12 protein-coding genes are annotated in these 17,197 nt (G+C 73.2%); 6 read left to right on the top strand and 6 right to left on the bottom strand.

Going from position 1 to position 17,197, the window contains the following annotated elements:
* Positions 1-73: 73 nt before the first annotated feature.
* Positions 74-2,950 carry a TIGR03767 family metallophosphoesterase gene (locus tag OG776_RS08075; RefSeq protein ID WP_329319778.1) on the top strand — a complete coding sequence of 959 codons (2,877 nt, stop codon included), beginning with the start codon at positions 74-76 and terminating at the stop codon, positions 2,948-2,950.
* A gap of 213 nt (positions 2,951-3,163) precedes the next feature.
* Positions 3,164-5,380, top strand: a complete 2,217-nt coding sequence (locus tag OG776_RS08070) for a TIGR03767 family metallophosphoesterase (protein WP_329319777.1) — start codon at positions 3,164-3,166, stop codon at positions 5,378-5,380.
* Between the two features lie 38 nt (positions 5,381-5,418).
* Here OG776_RS08070 and OG776_RS08065 read toward each other — a convergent pair whose 3' ends face one another.
* Entirely contained in the window at positions 5,419-7,572 is a 2,154-nt protein-coding gene (locus OG776_RS08065) for a proline-rich domain-containing protein (RefSeq protein WP_329319775.1), read from the bottom strand.
* 357 nt (positions 7,573-7,929) lie between these two features.
* Positions 7,930-8,904 carry an ArsR/SmtB family transcription factor gene (locus OG776_RS08060; RefSeq protein WP_148011950.1) on the bottom strand — a complete coding sequence of 325 codons (975 nt, stop codon included), beginning with the start codon at positions 8,902-8,904 and terminating at the stop codon, positions 7,930-7,932.
* 80 nt (positions 8,905-8,984) lie between these two features.
* On the opposite strand from OG776_RS08060, the gene OG776_RS08055 reads away from it, so the two are divergent.
* Positions 8,985-10,346 (top strand): MFS transporter, encoded by a 1,362-nt coding sequence (locus OG776_RS08055; RefSeq protein ID WP_443077235.1) that lies wholly within the window; start codon positions 8,985-8,987, stop codon positions 10,344-10,346.
* On the opposite strand, the gene OG776_RS08050 is transcribed toward OG776_RS08055, so the two are convergent.
* From OG776_RS08050 to OG776_RS08040, 3 genes are all read right to left on the bottom strand, one after another.
* Complete coding sequence (locus tag OG776_RS08050; RefSeq protein WP_148011948.1) at positions 10,347-10,934, bottom strand: hypothetical protein; 588 nt, start codon at positions 10,932-10,934, stop codon at positions 10,347-10,349.
* Positions 10,931-12,379: a sensor histidine kinase gene (locus tag OG776_RS08045; RefSeq protein WP_261994811.1), complete on the bottom strand. Its 1,449-nt coding sequence runs from the start codon at positions 12,377-12,379 to the stop codon at positions 10,931-10,933. The genes OG776_RS08050 and OG776_RS08045 overlap by 4 nt, the downstream gene beginning before the upstream one ends.
* 224 nt (positions 12,380-12,603) lie before the next feature.
* The gene (locus OG776_RS08040; RefSeq protein WP_148011947.1) at positions 12,604-13,293 is read right to left on the bottom strand and encodes a response regulator transcription factor; all 690 of its coding nucleotides are present in this window, start codon (positions 13,291-13,293) and stop codon (positions 12,604-12,606) included.
* Positions 13,294-13,564: 271 nt separating this feature from the next.
* Here OG776_RS08040 and OG776_RS08035 point away from each other — a divergent pair, with 271 nt between their 5' ends.
* Complete coding sequence (locus OG776_RS08035) at positions 13,565-14,464, top strand: DUF3152 domain-containing protein (RefSeq protein WP_148011946.1); 900 nt, start codon at positions 13,565-13,567, stop codon at positions 14,462-14,464.
* Between the two features lie 3 nt (positions 14,465-14,467).
* Here OG776_RS08035 and OG776_RS08030 read toward each other — a convergent pair whose 3' ends face one another.
* A complete protein-coding gene (locus OG776_RS08030) occupies positions 14,468-15,367 on the bottom strand; it encodes a helix-turn-helix domain-containing protein (protein WP_148011945.1) in 900 nt (299 codons plus the stop codon).
* Positions 15,368-15,588: 221 nt separating this feature from the next.
* Here OG776_RS08030 and OG776_RS08025 point away from each other — a divergent pair, with 221 nt between their 5' ends.
* Together OG776_RS08025 and OG776_RS08020 are read left to right on the top strand one after the other, a co-directional pair.
* On the top strand, positions 15,589-16,023 hold the full coding sequence (locus tag OG776_RS08025; protein ID WP_148011944.1) for a nuclear transport factor 2 family protein: 435 nt from the start codon (positions 15,589-15,591) through the stop codon (positions 16,021-16,023).
* A gap of 315 nt (positions 16,024-16,338) precedes the next feature.
* Positions 16,339-17,181: an NAD(P)H-binding protein gene (locus OG776_RS08020; RefSeq protein ID WP_187285837.1), complete on the top strand. Its 843-nt coding sequence runs from the start codon at positions 16,339-16,341 to the stop codon at positions 17,179-17,181.
* The last annotated feature ends 16 nt before the right edge of the window (positions 17,182-17,197 follow it).

Raw genomic sequence — 17,197 nt, 5'->3', positions numbered from 1 at the left:
GGAGTGGAACGAGACGGAACGGAATGGAACGCCGGACGAGGAGACGGGTTCGACCTTTCCTGGGAGACATGGCGTGGGTATCTCGCGAAGAAGGCTACTGACGACGACCGGTGTGGGCGTGGTGGCCGCGGCCATCGACGCGGGTGGTCTCGGCGCCGCCGCCGAAGCCGCGACGCGGACGGCCGGCCACCGGACGGCCGCCGCCCGGAAGACCGTGGCGGCGGAGTCCGCCTCGGACGCACCGGGGGCGACCACATGGGACCGGACGGTGCAGCGGGAGAGTTACGCCCAGGGCGCCGGCTACCAGCGGCTCGTCGCCGGGCCGGGCGAGGCGCACACCATACGGACCGACCTCTGGTCCCGCTTCGGCCCGCCGACGACGGCGCTGGCGGCGTTCGCCCAGATGACCGATCTGCACATCGTGGACGACCAGTCACCGGCGCGCCTGGAGTTCATGGACCGGTACGCGGACGCCGGCCCACCGCACCACGCCTCGTACCCCACCGATTCCGCCTACCGGGGCCACGAGTTCCTGTCGACGCAGGTCGTCGACGCGATGTGCCAGGCCATCGCCGATGTCGGCAAGGGCCCACGGAGCGGGAAGCCGCTGCAGTTCACCATCGTCACCGGCGACGCGATCGACAACTGCCAGCACAACGAGAACCGTTGGTACATCGATCTGCTCGACGGCGGCCGCACCATCGTCCCGGACTCCGGCCGGACCGGCCTCGACCAGAGCTTCTCCGGCGGCGCCCTGACCGGCGGCGGCCCCGCGGACGACCACTACTACTACCCGTCGGTGCCCCCGCAACAGGTGCCGGGCAACCGGTACACGGGCACGTCGGGGCTCGGATTTCCCTATGTCCCGGGCTTGTTGGACGCGAGCGGCGCGGTGGGCGCGGCCCGGCGGCCGTTCGTCTCGCACGGCCTCGGCATGCCCTGGTACGCGGCGTACGGCAACCACGACGGCCTCTGGCAGGGCAACGAGCCCATCGACAACAACCTCGTCGACGTGCAGGGCATGACGGTCGGTTCGTCCAAGACGACCGGGACCTCCGCCGACCTGCCGGACGACTACAGCGATCTCGGCACCTTCGGCAAGCTGATGGTCGCCTGGGACCTGGAGGGCACGAGGGTGGTCGCGGACCCCGAGCGGCGGCTGCTCACCCGCAAGGCCTTCATCCAGGACCACTTCAACACCGCGGGCCTGCCCGTCGGCCACGGATTCCAGGGCGTCGGGATCGACAAGGCCTACTACGCGATCCCGTCCGGCTCCGGCGACCTGATCCGCTACCTCACCCTCGACTCCACCAACACCAACACCGACGGATTCGGCTCCGGCGCCGCGGGCGGCTCGATCGACAGCGACCAGCTCGGCTGGCTCGAACAGCAGCTCAGGGCCAACAGCTCGCGCTACATCGACACCGGCAACCGCGTCGTCACGCAGAGCGGTGTGCAGGACAAGATGTACGTGCTGTTCTGCCACCACACGCTGGCCACCATGGACAACCTCGACGACGGCATCTTCGGCGGGATCTTCGGCGACCGGCACACCGGGGACGAACTCAAGGCGCTGCTGCTGCGCTACCCGAACGTGATCGCCCTGGTCAACGGACACACGCACGCCAACCGGATCACGCCCCATCCGACGCCCGCGGGCAGCCCGATATCCGGCGGCTTCTGGGAGATCTCCACCGCCTCGCACATCGACTGGCCGATCCAGAGCCGCATCATCGAGATCATGGCGAGCCCCGACGCCCAGAACGCGGGCGAGTTCGGATCCGCCGCGGGGCCGGCCACCCTCTCGATCTTCACCACCATGGTCGATCCCGCCGCACCCCTCTCCTACGGGGGCGACACCAGCACCCCCGCGCAACTGGCCTCCCTGGCACGGGAGCTGGCCACCAACGACCCGCAGGAGGTGAACCACGGCATCACCAACCGGATGGGCGTCCCGCAGGACCGCAACACACAACTGCTCCTGCCGGCCCCCTTCCCGCTGCACGCCCCGCACCCCCTCGGCTCACCGATAGCCGCCGCCCGCAACAAGGACGGACGCCTGGAGCTGTTCGGCACGGACGCGCAGGGCAATCTGTGGAACACCAGCCGCCAGGCGACCACCGGCGGCGGCCTGCAGCCCTGGACGAAGCTCGCCGCCGGTCCGGGGTGGCAGTCCGTCACCGCCGCCGGCCACCAGGACGGCCGGGTCGAGGTGTTCGCCATCGACCAGAACGGTTCCGTCACCCGCCGCGCACAGACCAGCGCGGGCAGCGCCACCTACACGGCAGCCCAGCAGTTCGACTCCGCTTTCACCTCGGCGACCGCGGTCCAGGACCAGTGGGGCGGCATGCAGGTCTACGCGACCCGTGGCGACAACACCATCCGTCACCGCTGGCAGGACTTCCTGAACGACGACACCGCCTCGAACGGCTGGTTCACCCCGTGGACCCAGCTCGGCGGCACCGCGATCCAGCTCGCCGTCGAGACCGGCTCGGACGGGCGCGCCGTCCTGGTCGCCATCAAGGAGGACGGCCTCCTCATCCAGCGCAGGATGAACGTCGCCAACGCGCAGACCGAGAGCGAGTGGGGCGGCGTGCTGCCGCTGGACGGCATCCTCGACTCCGTCGACCTGGCCCGCAACCTCGACGGACGCCTGGCGCTCTTCGGCACCAACCCCGACGGGATGCTGTGGCGCCGCTTCGAGACCGCCCCCGCCGCGGGCACCTGGCAGGGCTGGTCCCAGATGCCGACCCGACTCGGCACCACCACCCTGCGGATGCGTCACGTGTGCGCCGAGCGGAACGGCTCCGGCAGGATCGAACTGTTCGCCGTCGACAGCACCGGCACCCTGTACCACTCCACGCAGAACGACCCCAGCGGCACCACGTGGTCGGCCTGGGAGTCCTGCCAGTTCCAGCTGCGCGCCACGCACACCTCCACCGGCCTGTGACCGGCCGGCCGACACCCGGCCCGTCCCGCTCTCCGGCCTGAACCGCGGGGGCCGGCCACGCCCTCCCACGGCGTGGCCGGGCCCCGCGCGCACCCGCACCGCCTCCCCGTGGCCGTCCCGTCACCCGTTCCCCGCCCCCACCGGCCCCGACGTGGTGCGGGACGCGCGCGGGGCGGCCCACGACATGTCCGCCCCCACACCGAAGGAATCGACATGGCCGTCTCCCGTCGCAGCATCCTGACCGCCGCCGCAGCCGCCGTGGTGGCCGCGGCCGTCGACGTCGGCGGTCCGCGGGCCGTCGCCGCGTCCCCGCCTCCCGGCACCGGTGCCGCGTTCGGGCTCACCACGCTGGACGGGACCGTACAGATCGGTCCCGACCTGGGCAGTGGGTACCGCGGTGTGGTCGCCGGACCCGGCGAACCCCACCTCGTCCGCGACGACCTCACCCCCGCCGGCGCGCCCCGGATCACCCGGTCGCTCGTCGCCTTCGCCCAGATGACCGACCTGCACATCGTCGACGACCAGTCACCGCTGCGCGTCGAATGCCTGGACCGGCTCGCGGACTACGGGCCCCCGCACTACCACTCGTACCCGACCGAATCGGCCTACCGCGCCCACGAGTTCCTCTCGACCCAGACGACCGACGCCATGTGCCGGGCCGTCCGTCAGGTCGTGCGCGGCCCGCGCACCGGCGCACCGCTGGCCTTCACCGTCGTCACCGGCGACGCGGTCGACAACTGCCAGTACAACGAGACGCGGTGGTACATCGACCTGCTCGACGGCAACCCCGTGCACCCCGACTCCGGTGACCCCACCAAGGACGAGAGCGTCGCGGGCGGGCAGTTCGGCACGGAGACCCACTACTGGCATCCGGAGGCCCGGCAGACCCCTCCCGACGACAACGCCCTGCACGGCTTTCCGGTCGTGGGCGGCCTGCTCCGGGCCGCCCGCAGCCCCTTCACCGCGACCGGTCTCGGCATGCCCTGGTACGCCGCGTACGGCAACCACGACGCACTCGTCCAGGGCAACGTCCCGATCGACATCCTCCCCTTCGACCCGCTCAAGGCCGTCGCCACCGGCTCCACCAAACTGACGGAGGTCGAAGGAGTCCCGGACGTCTTCGACAACACCGCGACGTACTACCTGGACCTGCTGAAGGACGTGCTGACGGGGGAGTTCACCCTGCGGACCGCGCACGTCACGGCGGACCCGTCCCGACGGCTCCTCGCACGGGCCGACTTCATCGCCGAGCACTTCGACACCACCGGCACCCCTCGCGGACACGGCTTCACCGCCGGTAGCGACAAGGGCTACTACGCGATCCCCGCGATGCCGGACGACACGGTCCGGTTCCTGGTGCTGGACACGACCAACACCGGCGGCGGTGCCGACGGAGCCCTCGACAAGGACCAGTGGAACTGGCTCAACACCCAGCTCAGGGCGAACAGTTCACGGTACGAACTCGACGACTCCGACGGCGGCGGAGCCAGAACGGTCGTCGAGCAGCCCGGCGTGACCGACCGGCTCATCGTCGTCTGCTGCCATCACACGCTGGACTCCATGGGCAACACCGACAGCGCGTCCCCGTACGGCGGGACGGAACTCCGCGATCTGCTGCTGCGCTTCCCGAACGTGATCCTGATGGTCGACGGCCACACCCACACCAACAACATCACCGCCCACAAGCCCACCTGGCCGTCCGCCCTCGGTCACGGCTTCTGGGAGGTGAACACGGCCTCGCACATCGACTGGCCCGTCCAGAGCCGGATCTTCGAGATCGCCGAGGGAGGCGGTGTCCTGTCCGTCTTCACCACCATGGTCGACTCTGACGCACCGCTGTCGAGCGGTGGGGACACCGGAAGCCCCGCCGCACTCGCCTCACTGGGACGCGAACTGGCCGCCAACGACCTCCAGTCGGTCGCGGCCGGCATCGGCCGACGCCGGGGAACGGCCGACGCCCGCAACACCCGACTGCTGCTTCCCGCGCCGTTCGCCCTGCCCGCCGGACGCGGCACCCCGCTCCCGGGCACCGACTGGCCGGTGATCCAGCAGGGGGCCACCGGTGAGCGGGTCAGGACCGCGCAGTACCTGCTCAACGCCCGGGGAGCCGCGCTCGGCGTGGACGGCTCCTTCGGCACATCCACCGGCGGCGCGGTGCGGGCCTTCCAGACCGGCCGCGGGCTGTCCGCCGACGGGATCGTCGGACCCGCGACCTGGCAGGCCCTCGCCGTCGTCCTGCAGCGGGGCGGCAGCGGGCCCGCGGTGACGGCCCTGCAGCGTCAACTCAACGCCCACGGGGCCTCGTTGAACATCGACGGATCGTACGGTTCGGCCACCGACAGCGCGGTGCGGGCGTTCCAGTCCGCCCATGGCCTGCCGTCCGACGGTGTCGTCGGCTCCACGACCTGGCAGACCATGACGGGTCTGTGACACGGACGGTCCGTGCGGGCCGGGCGGCCCGGTGCCGGTCAAGCGGGCCAGTACGAGCAGCGCACCCCGGTGTGCACCGCGTGCCGCAGGTGTTCTCCGATCACAGGGTCGGCCGCCGCGATCCGGTCCAGCGCGCGGCGGACGGCCTTGCTCACCGCGACCCGGGAACGTTCCCCGCCGTCGGGGAAGCGGCGGGCGCGCCCGGCCAGCCCGGTGGCGCTCGCCAACTGGCCCACCAGCCAGTCGTGTTCGGCCTGGGCGACGGCCGCGCGCTCATGGTCGCCCGCCGCCTGGAACTCGTCGAGTTCGACGCGCAGCCGGGCCAGGCGGCCGCGGTACTCCCGCATCGCCACCCGGTCCAGCGCCCGTTGTCCGGAAGGGACCGAGCGCTCGGCGGCCCCGTCGAGCGCGGTCAGCCCCGCCACGAGGTCGACGGCCCGGATCTCCTGGCGTGGGTTGGCGATCAGCACCACCAGATGGAGCATGCCCACGCTGTGGTCCACCAGGACGCTGCGCCCGCCGAACCCGACGCGCCACTTACGGCCCAGCCGGGTGCACGAAGCCGGTGGCAGCTCCTGCCCGTCCTGCTCCTGTCCCTCCTGCTCCGGGCCGCCCTCGTCCTTTCCGCCCTCGTCCCGCCCGTTCCGGTTGCGGCCGTCGCGATCCTTCGGGGCGGGGTCCCCGCGGCCGGGATACTTCCGGTCCCCGTTCGCCCGGTCGTGATCCTGTCCGCGTCGGTCCCGTCCGTCCTGCCCCGGCGGGTCCTGGTCCCGTCCTCGCGGCCCTGAGGCCCCGTCCGTCCCGGGCGGCGGTCCCGCGCTCCCGGCGGCCACGGCCATCTCCCGCCGGACGGCGTCGGCTTCGTCCGGGCGACCGGCCCGTACGAGCGCCATCGCGAGCCGCTCCCAGGAGGCCGTGACCGCGGGCCAGTGTCCGAGGGCGAGGTTCTGCCGTACCGCGTCCCGCAGATGCGCCACGGCCCGGTCGATGTCGCCCACGGTCAGCGCGGCGACCCCCAGCGCGTGATGGGCCGAGCCGAAGCAGGCGACGGCGAGGCTGCCCACGATCGGCAGATGGGCGTACGGGCTCAGCAGTTCGTGGACCCGCGCGGCCGTGGCGGTGTCGTCGAGGAGGAAGGCGGCCTCCGCGACACCGTGCATCGTGACCATCCAGCTGCTCGACCGGGGCAGGTCGCCGAGGTCGTGGCCGCACAGCGTGGCAAGCGCCGAGACGGCCTTCCGCCGGTCGCCGGCCGTCACCGCGGCCACCGCCAGCGCGGCCAGGGCGTGATCGTCCACGGCGCTCAGCGTGGGGGAGTTGACCATTTCGCTGAGCAGCGGCACGAGTTCGACGATCCTGCCCTGGTACCAGCGGATGGTGACCAGTTGTGCGGCCCGCCACACCGTGGCGTTGACATCACCGGCGGCGATCCCGCGCTCGGTACAGGCGCGGGCCAGGGTCTCGGCCTCGTCGAGGCGGCCCGCGCGGACGGCGAGCATGACCTCCATCGCGCTCACCACGAAGCCCACCGCGAGATGGTCCTGTTCGGCCAGCAGGCCGCGCAGCTCCGAGAGACAGCGTTCCGCGTGCGGGTCGCCGTCCAGGAACATGTCGACGGTCTGCCACAGCAGGCCCATCAGCAGATCGCTGCGACGGGCGGTGCGGAAGCTCTCCGCGACCAGCTCGGCGGCCAGTTCACGTCGCAGCGCGCCGTGTTCGGGGCCGATCAGGCAGTGGTGGGCCAGGCTCAGCGCCTCCGCGCGCGCCATCGGGTTCTGCCCCGCACGGGCCTGCTCCAGCAGCTCCAGCACGGCCGTGGTGTCGCTGTTGCGGTAGTCGCCCTCGCCGGCCAGCCGGATCCGCAGCCGCAGCGCGAGTGAGGACCGGGGGTCCAGTGTCTCCAGGGCCCGGCGTATCCGCGACTCCAGGAGCACGGAGCCCGCGACCGTGCGGTGTTCATGCGCCCACAGGCCGCCGAACCCGAGCGCGGCCACCGCCATCGCCCGGTCCTCGCCCGCCGACTCGGCGACACGGAAGGCGCGTTCGAAGCGGTCGCGGCCGGTGCGCAGGTCGCCGCGGTCCACGACGGCGCGGGTGCCCTCGTCGAGCAGTGTCCGGAGGTCACCGGGGCCCGGGCCACCCGGCCCGGCCGGACCGGGCGCGTCCCGGACGGGTGCGTCCACTTCGTTCACGGCTGTCTTTCTCTCCTGGGTGCACTCGACAACGCCAGGTGAAGCCGGCCGGACCGCCGCGTCGGTCGTGATCGATGGCCTTGCCACAGGCGGGGGACGGCCAGTGAGCCTATCGCAGAGCCCTCGACGGGGGAACAGCCCCGAGCCGTACGGGAGATGGACACAACAGACCGGACGGATGGACCGCCTGAGCCGGTGCGGTGCGGTGCGGTGCGGTGCCGGGGCGTGCCGTGCGGTGTGGTGCGGTCGGCTGACGGCTGACGGCTGACGGCTGACGGCTGACGGCCGACCCGGTCCAGGGCGGCGCGTCGGGCCGAGCGTGGTTCAGAACTGCCGTGGTCCGGTCGGCCGGACCGCTCAGGCGTCCGCGAGCGCCGTGCCCAGCGGCGTGCGCTCGTAGAGCACCTGATGGCCGTAGCGCCGCGAGACGAGCAGGCCCGCGTCGCGGAGCACCGACAGATGGGCCGAGACGGACGACAGGGCGAGCCCGTGCCGGTGGGCGAGCGCGCTGGTGGTCGCCGGTTCACCGAGACCGCCCAGGATCGCGGCCCGGTTGGCTCCCAGCAGCCGTACGAGGGCGTCGGAACCGGACCTCGGGGCCTGCCACAGATCACCGATGCCACGTGCCGGATAGACGACGGTGCCCTGCCAGGGCGGGTCGAAGCCCGCCGCCACGTCCGGCCACACGAAGACGCTGGGGGCGAGGACCAGACCGTCGCCGCCGAGTTCCCGGTCGTGCTCGGTCCGCCGGTGCAGCGTCAGGGTGCCGTTCGCCCAGCTCAGCGCGGGATGGAGATCGGCGAAGAGCCCGGACAGCCCGTCGTCCGCGAGCCTGCGGGCCCGGAAGGCGATGTCGGCCTCCAGCACGGCGCGCAGCCGTGGCCAGTGGGGGGCGACCAGCGCGTGCCAGACCCGCTCGCAGAGATCCGCCAACTCCCGTACCGCGCGCGCCGGATCGGCGAGCATGGCACGGCCGTGCGGGGTCTCCGCCGCGCCGGGGGTGTCGGCGAGGGAGCGCGCGAGGTCGTCGCGGGCGACGGCGGGGTCGGTGGCGCGCAGGCGGCCCAGATCCTCCTCGATGGAGGTCAACGGCCCGGCGGGCGGCGGACAGAGGAAGTCCGGGGTGTGCCCCGGAGACGGCATCAGCAGCCACAGCGGGGTGAGGTCGAGCTCACGGGCCGCCGCCTCCGTCTGCCGCAGCCAGGGCAGATGGTAGCCCTGCAGCCGCACCCGTCCGAGGACACGCGCCGCACCCTGGGTCTCCCACAGCGGGGAGATGCCGAACCGGCAGCGCAGCAGGTCGTCGGGCCCGAAGCGCATGTGGACGGGCATCGGTGCTCCTCCTCCCCACGGAACTTTCGGCCACGGCCGAAACACTACGGCGACGGGCGCCGGGCCGCCAGGCTGCGGTCATGACGCTCAACGCCGACGCCGACGCCGACGCCGACGCCGACCCGGGCACCGGACCCGCCCTCACCGGCACCGGACCCGAACCCACCAGCGCCGGACCAGCCCTCACCGGCACCGGACCCGCCCCCATGACCGGCCCGTCCGCACCCCCCGCCGGACCGGCGCGCCCTGTCGCCGCCCAGTCCGGGGGCTACCGGGCCGTTTTCGCCGTACGGGAGTTCCGGGCCGTCTTCGCCGCGCACGTACTGTCGCTGCAGGGCACGGTGGTGGCCCAGATCGCGCTGGCGGTACTGGTGTTCCGGCTCACCGCCTCGCCGCTGCTGTCGGCGCTCACCTTCGCGCTGGGCTTCGTGCCGTACGCGATCAGCGGGACGCTGCTGGCCGGGATCGCGGACCGCTTCCCACCGCGCCGGATCCTGGTGGTCTGCGACCTGCTGTGCGCGGCCTGCGCGGTCGGGATGGTGCTGCCGGGGACGCCGATCGCCGTCCTGCTCGTCCTGCGTGGCCTGATGGCGACGGTCGGTCCGGTCTTCTCGGGGACGCGGGCGGCGAGTCTGGCCGACATCCTCCCCGGCGACTCCTTCGTGCTCGGACGGTCCCTGATCCGGATCGTGGCGCAGGGCGCGCAGGTCGTCGGATTCGGGGTCGGCGGACTGCTGCTGATCGTCGTGTCGCCGCGCGGCGCACTGCTGCTCACCGCGGCCGCCTTCCTCGGCTCGGCGCTGCTGCTGCGCCTGGGTACCCGGCGGCGCCCCGCGCGCGGTGACCGGGGCCGTGCGGACGGTGGCGGCACCGGCCGCCTGCTGGCGGACCGGCGGGTGCGTTCGCTCCTGCTGCTCGGGTGGGTGCCGCCGTTCTTCGCCGTCGTCCCCGAGGCGCTGGCGGCGCCGTACGCGGACGCGGCGGGCGCCGGGACGACGGGACTCGGCCTGTTCATGGCGGCGATGCCGGTCGGCATGATCCTCGGGGAGTCCCTGGCCGGCGGGCGTCTGAGCCCGGCGGGCCGCGGCCGGATCGCCGTTCCGCTGGCGGCCTGCACCCTGCTGCCCTACGTGGTCTTCCTGCTCCGGCCCTCGCTGCCCTGGTCCCTCGCCGCGATGTTCGTGGCCGGCCTCACCTGCGCCTACACCCTGGGCGTGGACCAGTGGTTCGTCGACGCCGTGCCGGAGGAGCTGCGCGGGCGGGCGATGACCGTGCAGTCGGCGGGTCTGATGACGATCCAGGGCGCCGGCATGGTGGCGGCCGGTGCCGCCGCGGAGTTCCTGCCCGTCCACCTGGTGAACGGCTGGACCGGCGTGCTCGGCACCCTGTGCGTCCTCGTGGTGCTGCGGCCCGTACGGGGAGAGCCGCGGCGCCACCCGTGATCAGCCCGAGGGGCCGGGACAGCCGTCGGCCGACTGCGTGACCGTCCAGCCGTCGCCGACCACCTGGACGCTCCTCGCCCCGAGCGCGCGCCGCGCCGTGGCGGAGGGAGCCGGGACGGCGCCCTCCTGCCCCGCGTCCGCGGGCGCCACGGCGGACGCCAGCGGCACGTGGGCCATCGTGCAGGCCAACTGCCGCATGGCGAGGTGGCTCAGGGGAGGGACCTTTTCGCGGAGCCGGACCGAGAGCGAGGTGCCGTCGTCGATCACCACGTCCGGTGCGGCCGTCAGCCGGGGCAGCTCGGTGGTGGCCGTCACCGCCTCGGTCGCGGTGGGTCCGTCGAACAGCAGACGGACCACGGCTCCGAGATCCCCGGGGTCGTAGACCTTGCGGAGGTACGGGGACGGGGAACCGTCGCGTACGAAGTAGAAGGGGACCGCGGCGGGCACCGGGGGCGTCGCACGGGGAGAGGACAGGCCGCTCGCGGGCACGCCGGCCTGGATGACGCCGGACGGCGGGACCCCGCAGCCAGCGAGCGTGAGCGCGGCCGTGAGGCCTGCCAGCAGCGCGGCTGCGCGCGCCCCCTTCACCGGGCACCCGCGTCGTCGTCGGCGCGGGCCGCCGCCGAGTCGCGGCGCAGCGGCAGTTCGACGGTGAACACCGATCCGCCCTCCGGCCGGTTCGCCGCACCGATGCGGCCTCCGTGCAGGTGCACGTTCTCGGCCGTGATGGCGAGGCCCAGCCCGCTGCTCTCGCTCCTGGTCCGCGCGGTGTTCGCCTTGTAGAAGCGTTCGAAGATGTGCGGCATGGCGTCCTCGGCGATCCCCGGTCCGTTGTCGTCGACCTCGATGACCGCCCACGCCACGCCGGTCCGTTCCTCCCGCACCCGCAGGGTCACGCGCACCGGCGGGGCCCCGTGCCGCAGCGCGTTGCCGATCAGGTTGGCGGTCACCACGTCGAGCCGGCGCGGATCGACGCGGGTCCTGAGCGTGCCCGGCCGCGGCAGCCGGGTCTCCACCCGGCCCTGCCACCCCCGGGAGGCGAGGGTGCGCAGGACGGACTCGGCGAGGTCGACCTCGTCCAGGTGGAGCCGGACGGCGCCCGCGTCGAAGCGGGAGATCTCCATCAGGTCCTCCACCAGACCGCTCAGCCGGCTGGTTCCCTCACTGACGAGCCGCAGCGCGTCGCCGGTCTCCCGGTCGAGCTGCGCCGCGTTCTCGTCCAGTACGTCGGTGACCGCCGACATCGCCGCCAGCGGCGTCCGCAGTTCGTGGGAGACGTCCGCGGCGAAGCGGCGGGCGCGGGCCTCCAGCCGGCGCAACTCCGCGACCGACCGCTCCAGCGCGGCGGCCGTCTCGTTGAACGACCTCGAGAGATCGGCCAGTTCGTCGGAACCGTCGACGGCGAGCCGGATGTCGAGGTGCCCCTCGGCCATCCGGCGGGTCGCCCGGCGCAACGCGCGCACGGGACGGAGCACGCCCCTGGCGGCCAGCAGCGCCAGGACGACGGCGAGGCACAGCGCCACCAGCGTGGCGCGTTCGATGCCGCTGACCATCGCCTGCACATAGGCCTGTTCGGTGTTCTGCGGCACCACCAGGTACATCACGAGCCCCGAGAGCGCTGTCTCCGTGCCGGGTCCGGAGTCGTAGGTCACCGGCATCCCGACGACGAGACAGGGGCGTCCGTCGGCGTTCACCCGCTGGAACACCGCCGCGCGCCGGGCGGCCACGGAGCGGCGCAGCTCCGGGCTCAGCCGGTCGGAGACGTCCTCCGGCGTGAAGGCGCTGAGACCGCCGTACGTCGCCATGACCTGCCAGCCCTGCGACTGGTTGGCGTGCAGCACCCGGGTCACCGCGCTCTGCAGGTCCGAGCGGCTCGGCGGCAGGGGAGTGGTGAGGGCCACGGCGTCGACGCTGGTCCGGAACTGGCGGATGACGGAGTCCTGGCTCTGCTGCAGCACCCCCGTGCGGGCCTCCCGGAAGGCGAGTGCCCCGGTGCTCAGGGCGCTGACCACGGCCACCAGGGCGAAGGCCACGACCAGCCGCGGGCGCAGTCCCCGCAGCGGCAGCGGGGTCCTCGCCAGGACCGCCCGGAGGAACCGGACCGGGCCGCGTCCCTTCCCGGCCGCGCCGCCTTCGCGATTCCGTGAGGTGCGGCCGTCCCGCGCCGCGCCGTCCCCCTGGTTCCGCGGACCCCCGCCGCCGGATGCGGTCTCGCCTCTCCGTGCGCCCTTCCGAGCCCGTGGGGCTCCCGGGACGTTCACGCGCCACCGAAGCGGTAACCGAAGCCGCGTACGGTCTGGATGTACCGCGGGTCGCCGCCCAGTTCGCCGAGTTTGCCCCGCAGCCGCTTCACACAGGCGTCGACCAGTCGTATGTCGCCGTGGTAGCTGTGCTCCCAGACCGCTTCCAGCAGCTGCTGGCGGCTGAACACCTGGCCGGGCGAGGCCGACAGGGTCAGCAGGAGCCGGAGCTCCGAGGGAGCGAGCGCGACGGGTTCACCCCGGTGGGACACGAGGAGTCCGGCGCGGTCGATGACCAGTTCGCCGTGCGCCTCCGCCCTGGGCCGGACCGCGCCGGAGGCCGGCGCGTCCTGCCGGCGCAGCACGGCCCGTATGCGCGCGTCGAGGACCCGGGCCTGTACGGGCTTGACCACGTAGTCGTCCGCGCCGGCCTCCAGCCCCACGACCACGTCGATGTCGTCCCCCTTGGCGGTCACCATGATGATCGGCACCTGGTCGCGGTCCCTGATCCGCCGGCACACGTCGAGGCCGGAGATGCCGGGCAGCATGAGATCGAGGACGACGACGTCCGGGCGGAAGGGGCGGAGCTGGTCCAGTCCCTCCTCACCCGTTCCGGCGGCGAGGACGTCGTGCCGCTGATGTCTCAACGCCAGCTGGACGGCCATACGGACATCTGGGTCGTCTTCGACAAGGAGGACTCGTGGCACCTCGACAGTATGCACAGAACGTGTTCGGTCACTGTTCGAGAGAGGGGCCTCCCCCGGGAGCTGTTACAGAAGGATCACATGGGGCCGGGGCGGGCCGGTCGCCTTTGATCGGCCCGGCGTCCCGCGGCGGTATCCATCGGATCGGGCGGTCGAGGCAGCCGATTTCCGCCGGTCCGGCCCGAATGAGGCACCTCCACCGCAAACCACTCGTTATCCTTTCGTTATGATCCGGGCCAATGGCGATCATCTGGCCTGACCAGTCTCGGCTGCCATGCATTCGGCACCAGAGCGGGCATCCGCACCACCCACCGGCAGCGCCGTGGTCTCCCACCGTGGCGGCGGTGACCGGCCGTACCGGACCTCCCACCGCCGGGACCGGCCGCGCCGCCGGGGCCGCCTCCTGGCGGCCGGTGCGGTGGTGATCGCCGGTCTGCTCGGCTGCGCGGCGTACGGCCTGGTCGGCGCGGACGGCGAGGCGTCGGACGGCACGTCGGCCGGTACCCCGCGCCCACGGGACACGGCGCGCGTCGCTCCGGCACCCACCCCGACCCGCCGCGCCTCCCCGAGTCCGGCACCGAGCCCCACGAAGATCGACGTCCCCGCGACGGGCACCGGCACGTTCGTCGCCGCGCACGCCACCGGCGCCAAGGTCGGCCGGGGCGCGCGTCCGCTCCGCTACGTGGTGGAGGTCGAGACCGGGATCGACCTCCCGCCGGCCCGGGCGGCCGACGAGATCGCGGGCATCCTCGGCGCGCCCCGCGGCTGGACCCACGACGCGTCCCACGCCTTCCGGCTGGTGAGCGCGGGGGAGCCTCACGACCTCACGGTGAAGATCGCGACGCCCGGAACGGCGGACGCCCTGTGCTGGGCGGGCATCCACCAGGACACCGGCGGCGAGTACAACTGCGAGACCCCCGGCGGGGTGGTGGTGAACCTCAGACGCTGGGTCGAGGGTTCCCCCACCTTCGACGGCCCGATCCACGAGTACCGGGCGCTGATCGTCAACCACGAGATGGGGCACTTCCTGGGATACACGCACACGACCTGCGCCGGTCCCGGACAGCCGGCCCCTGTCATGATGCAGCAGATCAAGGGGCTGCACGGATGCGTCGCCAACGCCTGGCCCTACGACAGGAACGGCCGCTTCGTCACCGGGCCGCCCGTACGGTGAACGTCAGGTCCGGCCGCCCTCGCCCGGGCCGGAGGCCGGAGCGTCCCGCTCCGGCTCGGTCGTGGCGGCCCAGGTCGCGAGCAGTCTCAGAGCGTCCTCGGCCACGCTGCCGGGCGGCGGGCTGTAGACGACCACGCTCAGCCCGCTCTCGTCCGGCAGGCTCATGGTCTCCTGGTCGAGTTCCAGGTCACCGACCGCCGGATGGTTGAGGCGCTTCGTGCTGTCACGGAAGACATGCACGTCGTGCGACGCCCACAGCACACGGAAGGCGTCGCTGCGGGTGGACAGTTCACCGATCAGGTTCGACAGTTCGCGGTCGTGGGGCTTCCTGCCCGCCTCGACGCGCAGCGATCCCACGGCGAAGCGGGCCATGCGCTCCCAGTCGACGTAGAACCGCCGGGCGGCGGGGCTGAGGAACGCGAACCGGGCGACATTGCCCCCGCACGCCGGGTCCGCGTACATCTCCGCGTACAGGGCCCGGCCGATCGGGTTGGCGGTCAGTGTGTCGAGGCGGTTGTTCATCACGTACGCCGGCAGGTGCGGCATTCCCTCGACGATCCGTGCCACGCTCGGCCGCACCGCCGGGCGGCCCGTCCGTCGGCGTACCCGGGCCCCTGGCGTCGGGTCGGCGGCGCGGGCGAGGTCGTAGAGGTACATGCGCTCGGTGTCGTCGAGCCGCAGGGCGTGGGCGAGGGCGTCCAGCACGCCGTCCGAGACCCCTCTGAGGCTGCCGCGTTCCAGGCGCGTGTAGTACTCGACGCTCACCCCGGCGAGCGCGGCGATCTCGCCCCTGCGCAGTCCGGGCACCCGCCGCTGTCCGTACACCGGCAGACCGGCCTGCTCGGGGGTGATCCTGTCGCGTCGGGAGCGGAGGAAGGCGCTGACTGCGTCCCGGTTGTCCATGGGGACAGAGTAGGCAGGATGCCCGCTGGGTGGGGGTCCCTGCCGGTACCCCTCACGGCAGGGGCTCCCCCGGCCCGACGGGGTGCCGTTGCATGGTGTCCGTCCCGATCGGTTCGGGGCACGGCCGGAGCGCGGAGGTACGGGTCCGGCCGGACGAACTCCGCGGTAGGGGAACCCTGTTGAGGATCCACCTACCCGGACAGGACTGAAGGGGAACTGAGATGAGCGAGCGGAACGAGACGGTCCCGGAGAGCCCCGCGGACGTCGTGCGCGGCCTGTACGACGCGCTGGCCAAGGGTGACGTGCCGGGACTCCTGGCCAGGCTCGCCCCCGAGGTGATCGTCGACGAGCCGGGCCAACTCCCTTACGGCGGCGTGCACCGGGGCCGGGAGACGTTCGTGCGGTCGGTCCTCGGCGCGATGACGGGCCACGCCGCCGTCGCCGTCACCGCCGCCGATGTGTTCGAGGGCCCGACCGGCGTGGTCGGGGTCCTCACCGGAACGCTCACGGCCCACACCACCGGCGAGGAGTACCCGTTGACCATGGTCGAGATCCACCAGGTCGAGGACGGCACCGTGCGCAAGATCGACGTGTACACCAAGAACCCGCACGAGCTCGCCGCGTTCTACGCACGCGCCGAGGCGGGAATCCGCTGACGGCGCCGCGGCTCCGTGACCGGCCGGCCGGCCGGCCGAGCGACCGGCTGACCGACCGGCCGGGACGCGTGGCGGGAGCGGGAGCGGGAGCGCGGTACGAGCGACCGTGGTGCCCGCACGCCGGGCCGGACGTCCGGGGCGCCCGTCCACCGCCGCAGCTCCCGACCGGCCCCGGCGGGCGCCCGTGCGTTCACCGCGGCCCCGAAAAGCCTTTGACGAGCCGCCGGCCGATCCCCGAGGGTGAGCCGACGATCGGACCGGCCGGGGCCGGACCACTGGGCCGGTACGGCCGCACCGCGGTGAGGGAGTTCTCGGATGATTGTGGTGACGGCCGCCTCGGGGGCCCTGGGCCGGCTGGTCGTCGGCCGGCTGCTCGGGCGGTGCCCCGCCGACCGGATCGTGGCCGCGGTGCGCGATCCCGGCGGATGCGCGGACCTGGCCGCACGCGGGATCACCGTCCGGCTCGGTGACTACGACGACCCGTCGACGTTGCGCACCGCGTTCCGGGGAGCCGACCGGCTGCTGCTGATCTCGTCCCCGGAGCTGGACCCCGACCGCCGCGTCGGCCAGCACCGGAACGCGGTCGACGCGGCCCGCGCCGCCGGAGTGGGCTCGGTCATTTACACCAGTTTCCTGGGCGCCGACACGCAGGCCGACGGATTCACCGCGGCCCACCACGCGACCGAACGCCTGCTCGCCGCCTGCGGGTTGCCCCACACGGTGCTGCGGCACCCCTTCTACAGCGAGGCGTTCCTCAACCCGGGTCTGCGCGCCGCCGTCCTCTCGGGCGAGCTGCTCGACGGCACCGGCGGGCGCGGGATCAACACCGCCCTCCGCGGAGATCTCGCCGAGGCCGCCGTCCGAGTACTCACCGAGGACGGCCATCTCGGCCGTGCCTACGACTTCACCGGCGAGCCGTGGACCTACGGCCGGCTCGCCCGGGTTCTCGGCGACCTCTCGGGGAAGCCCGTCGTGCGCCGGGACCGGCAGGATCGCGCGCCCGGTGCCCAGGGCTGGCTGGAGGACCAGGTGCGGGCCGGCGCCCTGGAGCGGCGGACCGGCGATCTGCGACACGTCCTGGGCCACCCGCCGACGACCCTGGACCGAGCGGTCACCGCGATCCTCTCCTCGCCCGAGGGCGCCGCGCACACGTCGTAGTCGCTGCGCCGCCGGC

It is taken from the genome of Streptomyces sp. NBC_01689 (assembly GCF_036250675.1).
Classification (GTDB): domain Bacteria; phylum Actinomycetota; class Actinomycetes; order Streptomycetales; family Streptomycetaceae; genus Streptomyces.
This window is presented reverse-complemented; position numbering and strand designations above follow the sequence as displayed.

Excerpts from the sequence above, each read along its gene's own strand:
- OG776_RS08035 (WP_148011946.1), top strand. The coding sequence starts at position 13,565 with ATGCATTCGGCACCAGAGCGGGCATCCGCACCACCCACCGGCAGCGCC.
- OG776_RS08030 (WP_148011945.1), bottom strand. The coding sequence starts at position 15,367 with ATGGACAACCGGGACGCAGTCAGCGCCTTCCTCCGCTCCCGACGCGAC.
- OG776_RS08070 (WP_329319777.1), top strand. The coding sequence starts at position 3,164 with ATGGCCGTCTCCCGTCGCAGCATCCTGACCGCCGCCGCAGCCGCCGTG.
- OG776_RS08060 (WP_148011950.1), bottom strand. The coding sequence starts at position 8,904 with ATGCCCGTCCACATGCGCTTCGGGCCCGACGACCTGCTGCGCTGCCGG.
- OG776_RS08020 (WP_187285837.1), top strand. The coding sequence starts at position 16,339 with ATGATTGTGGTGACGGCCGCCTCGGGGGCCCTGGGCCGGCTGGTCGTC.
- OG776_RS08025 (WP_148011944.1), top strand. The coding sequence starts at position 15,589 with ATGAGCGAGCGGAACGAGACGGTCCCGGAGAGCCCCGCGGACGTCGTG.
- OG776_RS08055 (WP_443077235.1), top strand. The coding sequence starts at position 8,985 with ATGACGCTCAACGCCGACGCCGACGCCGACGCCGACGCCGACCCGGGC.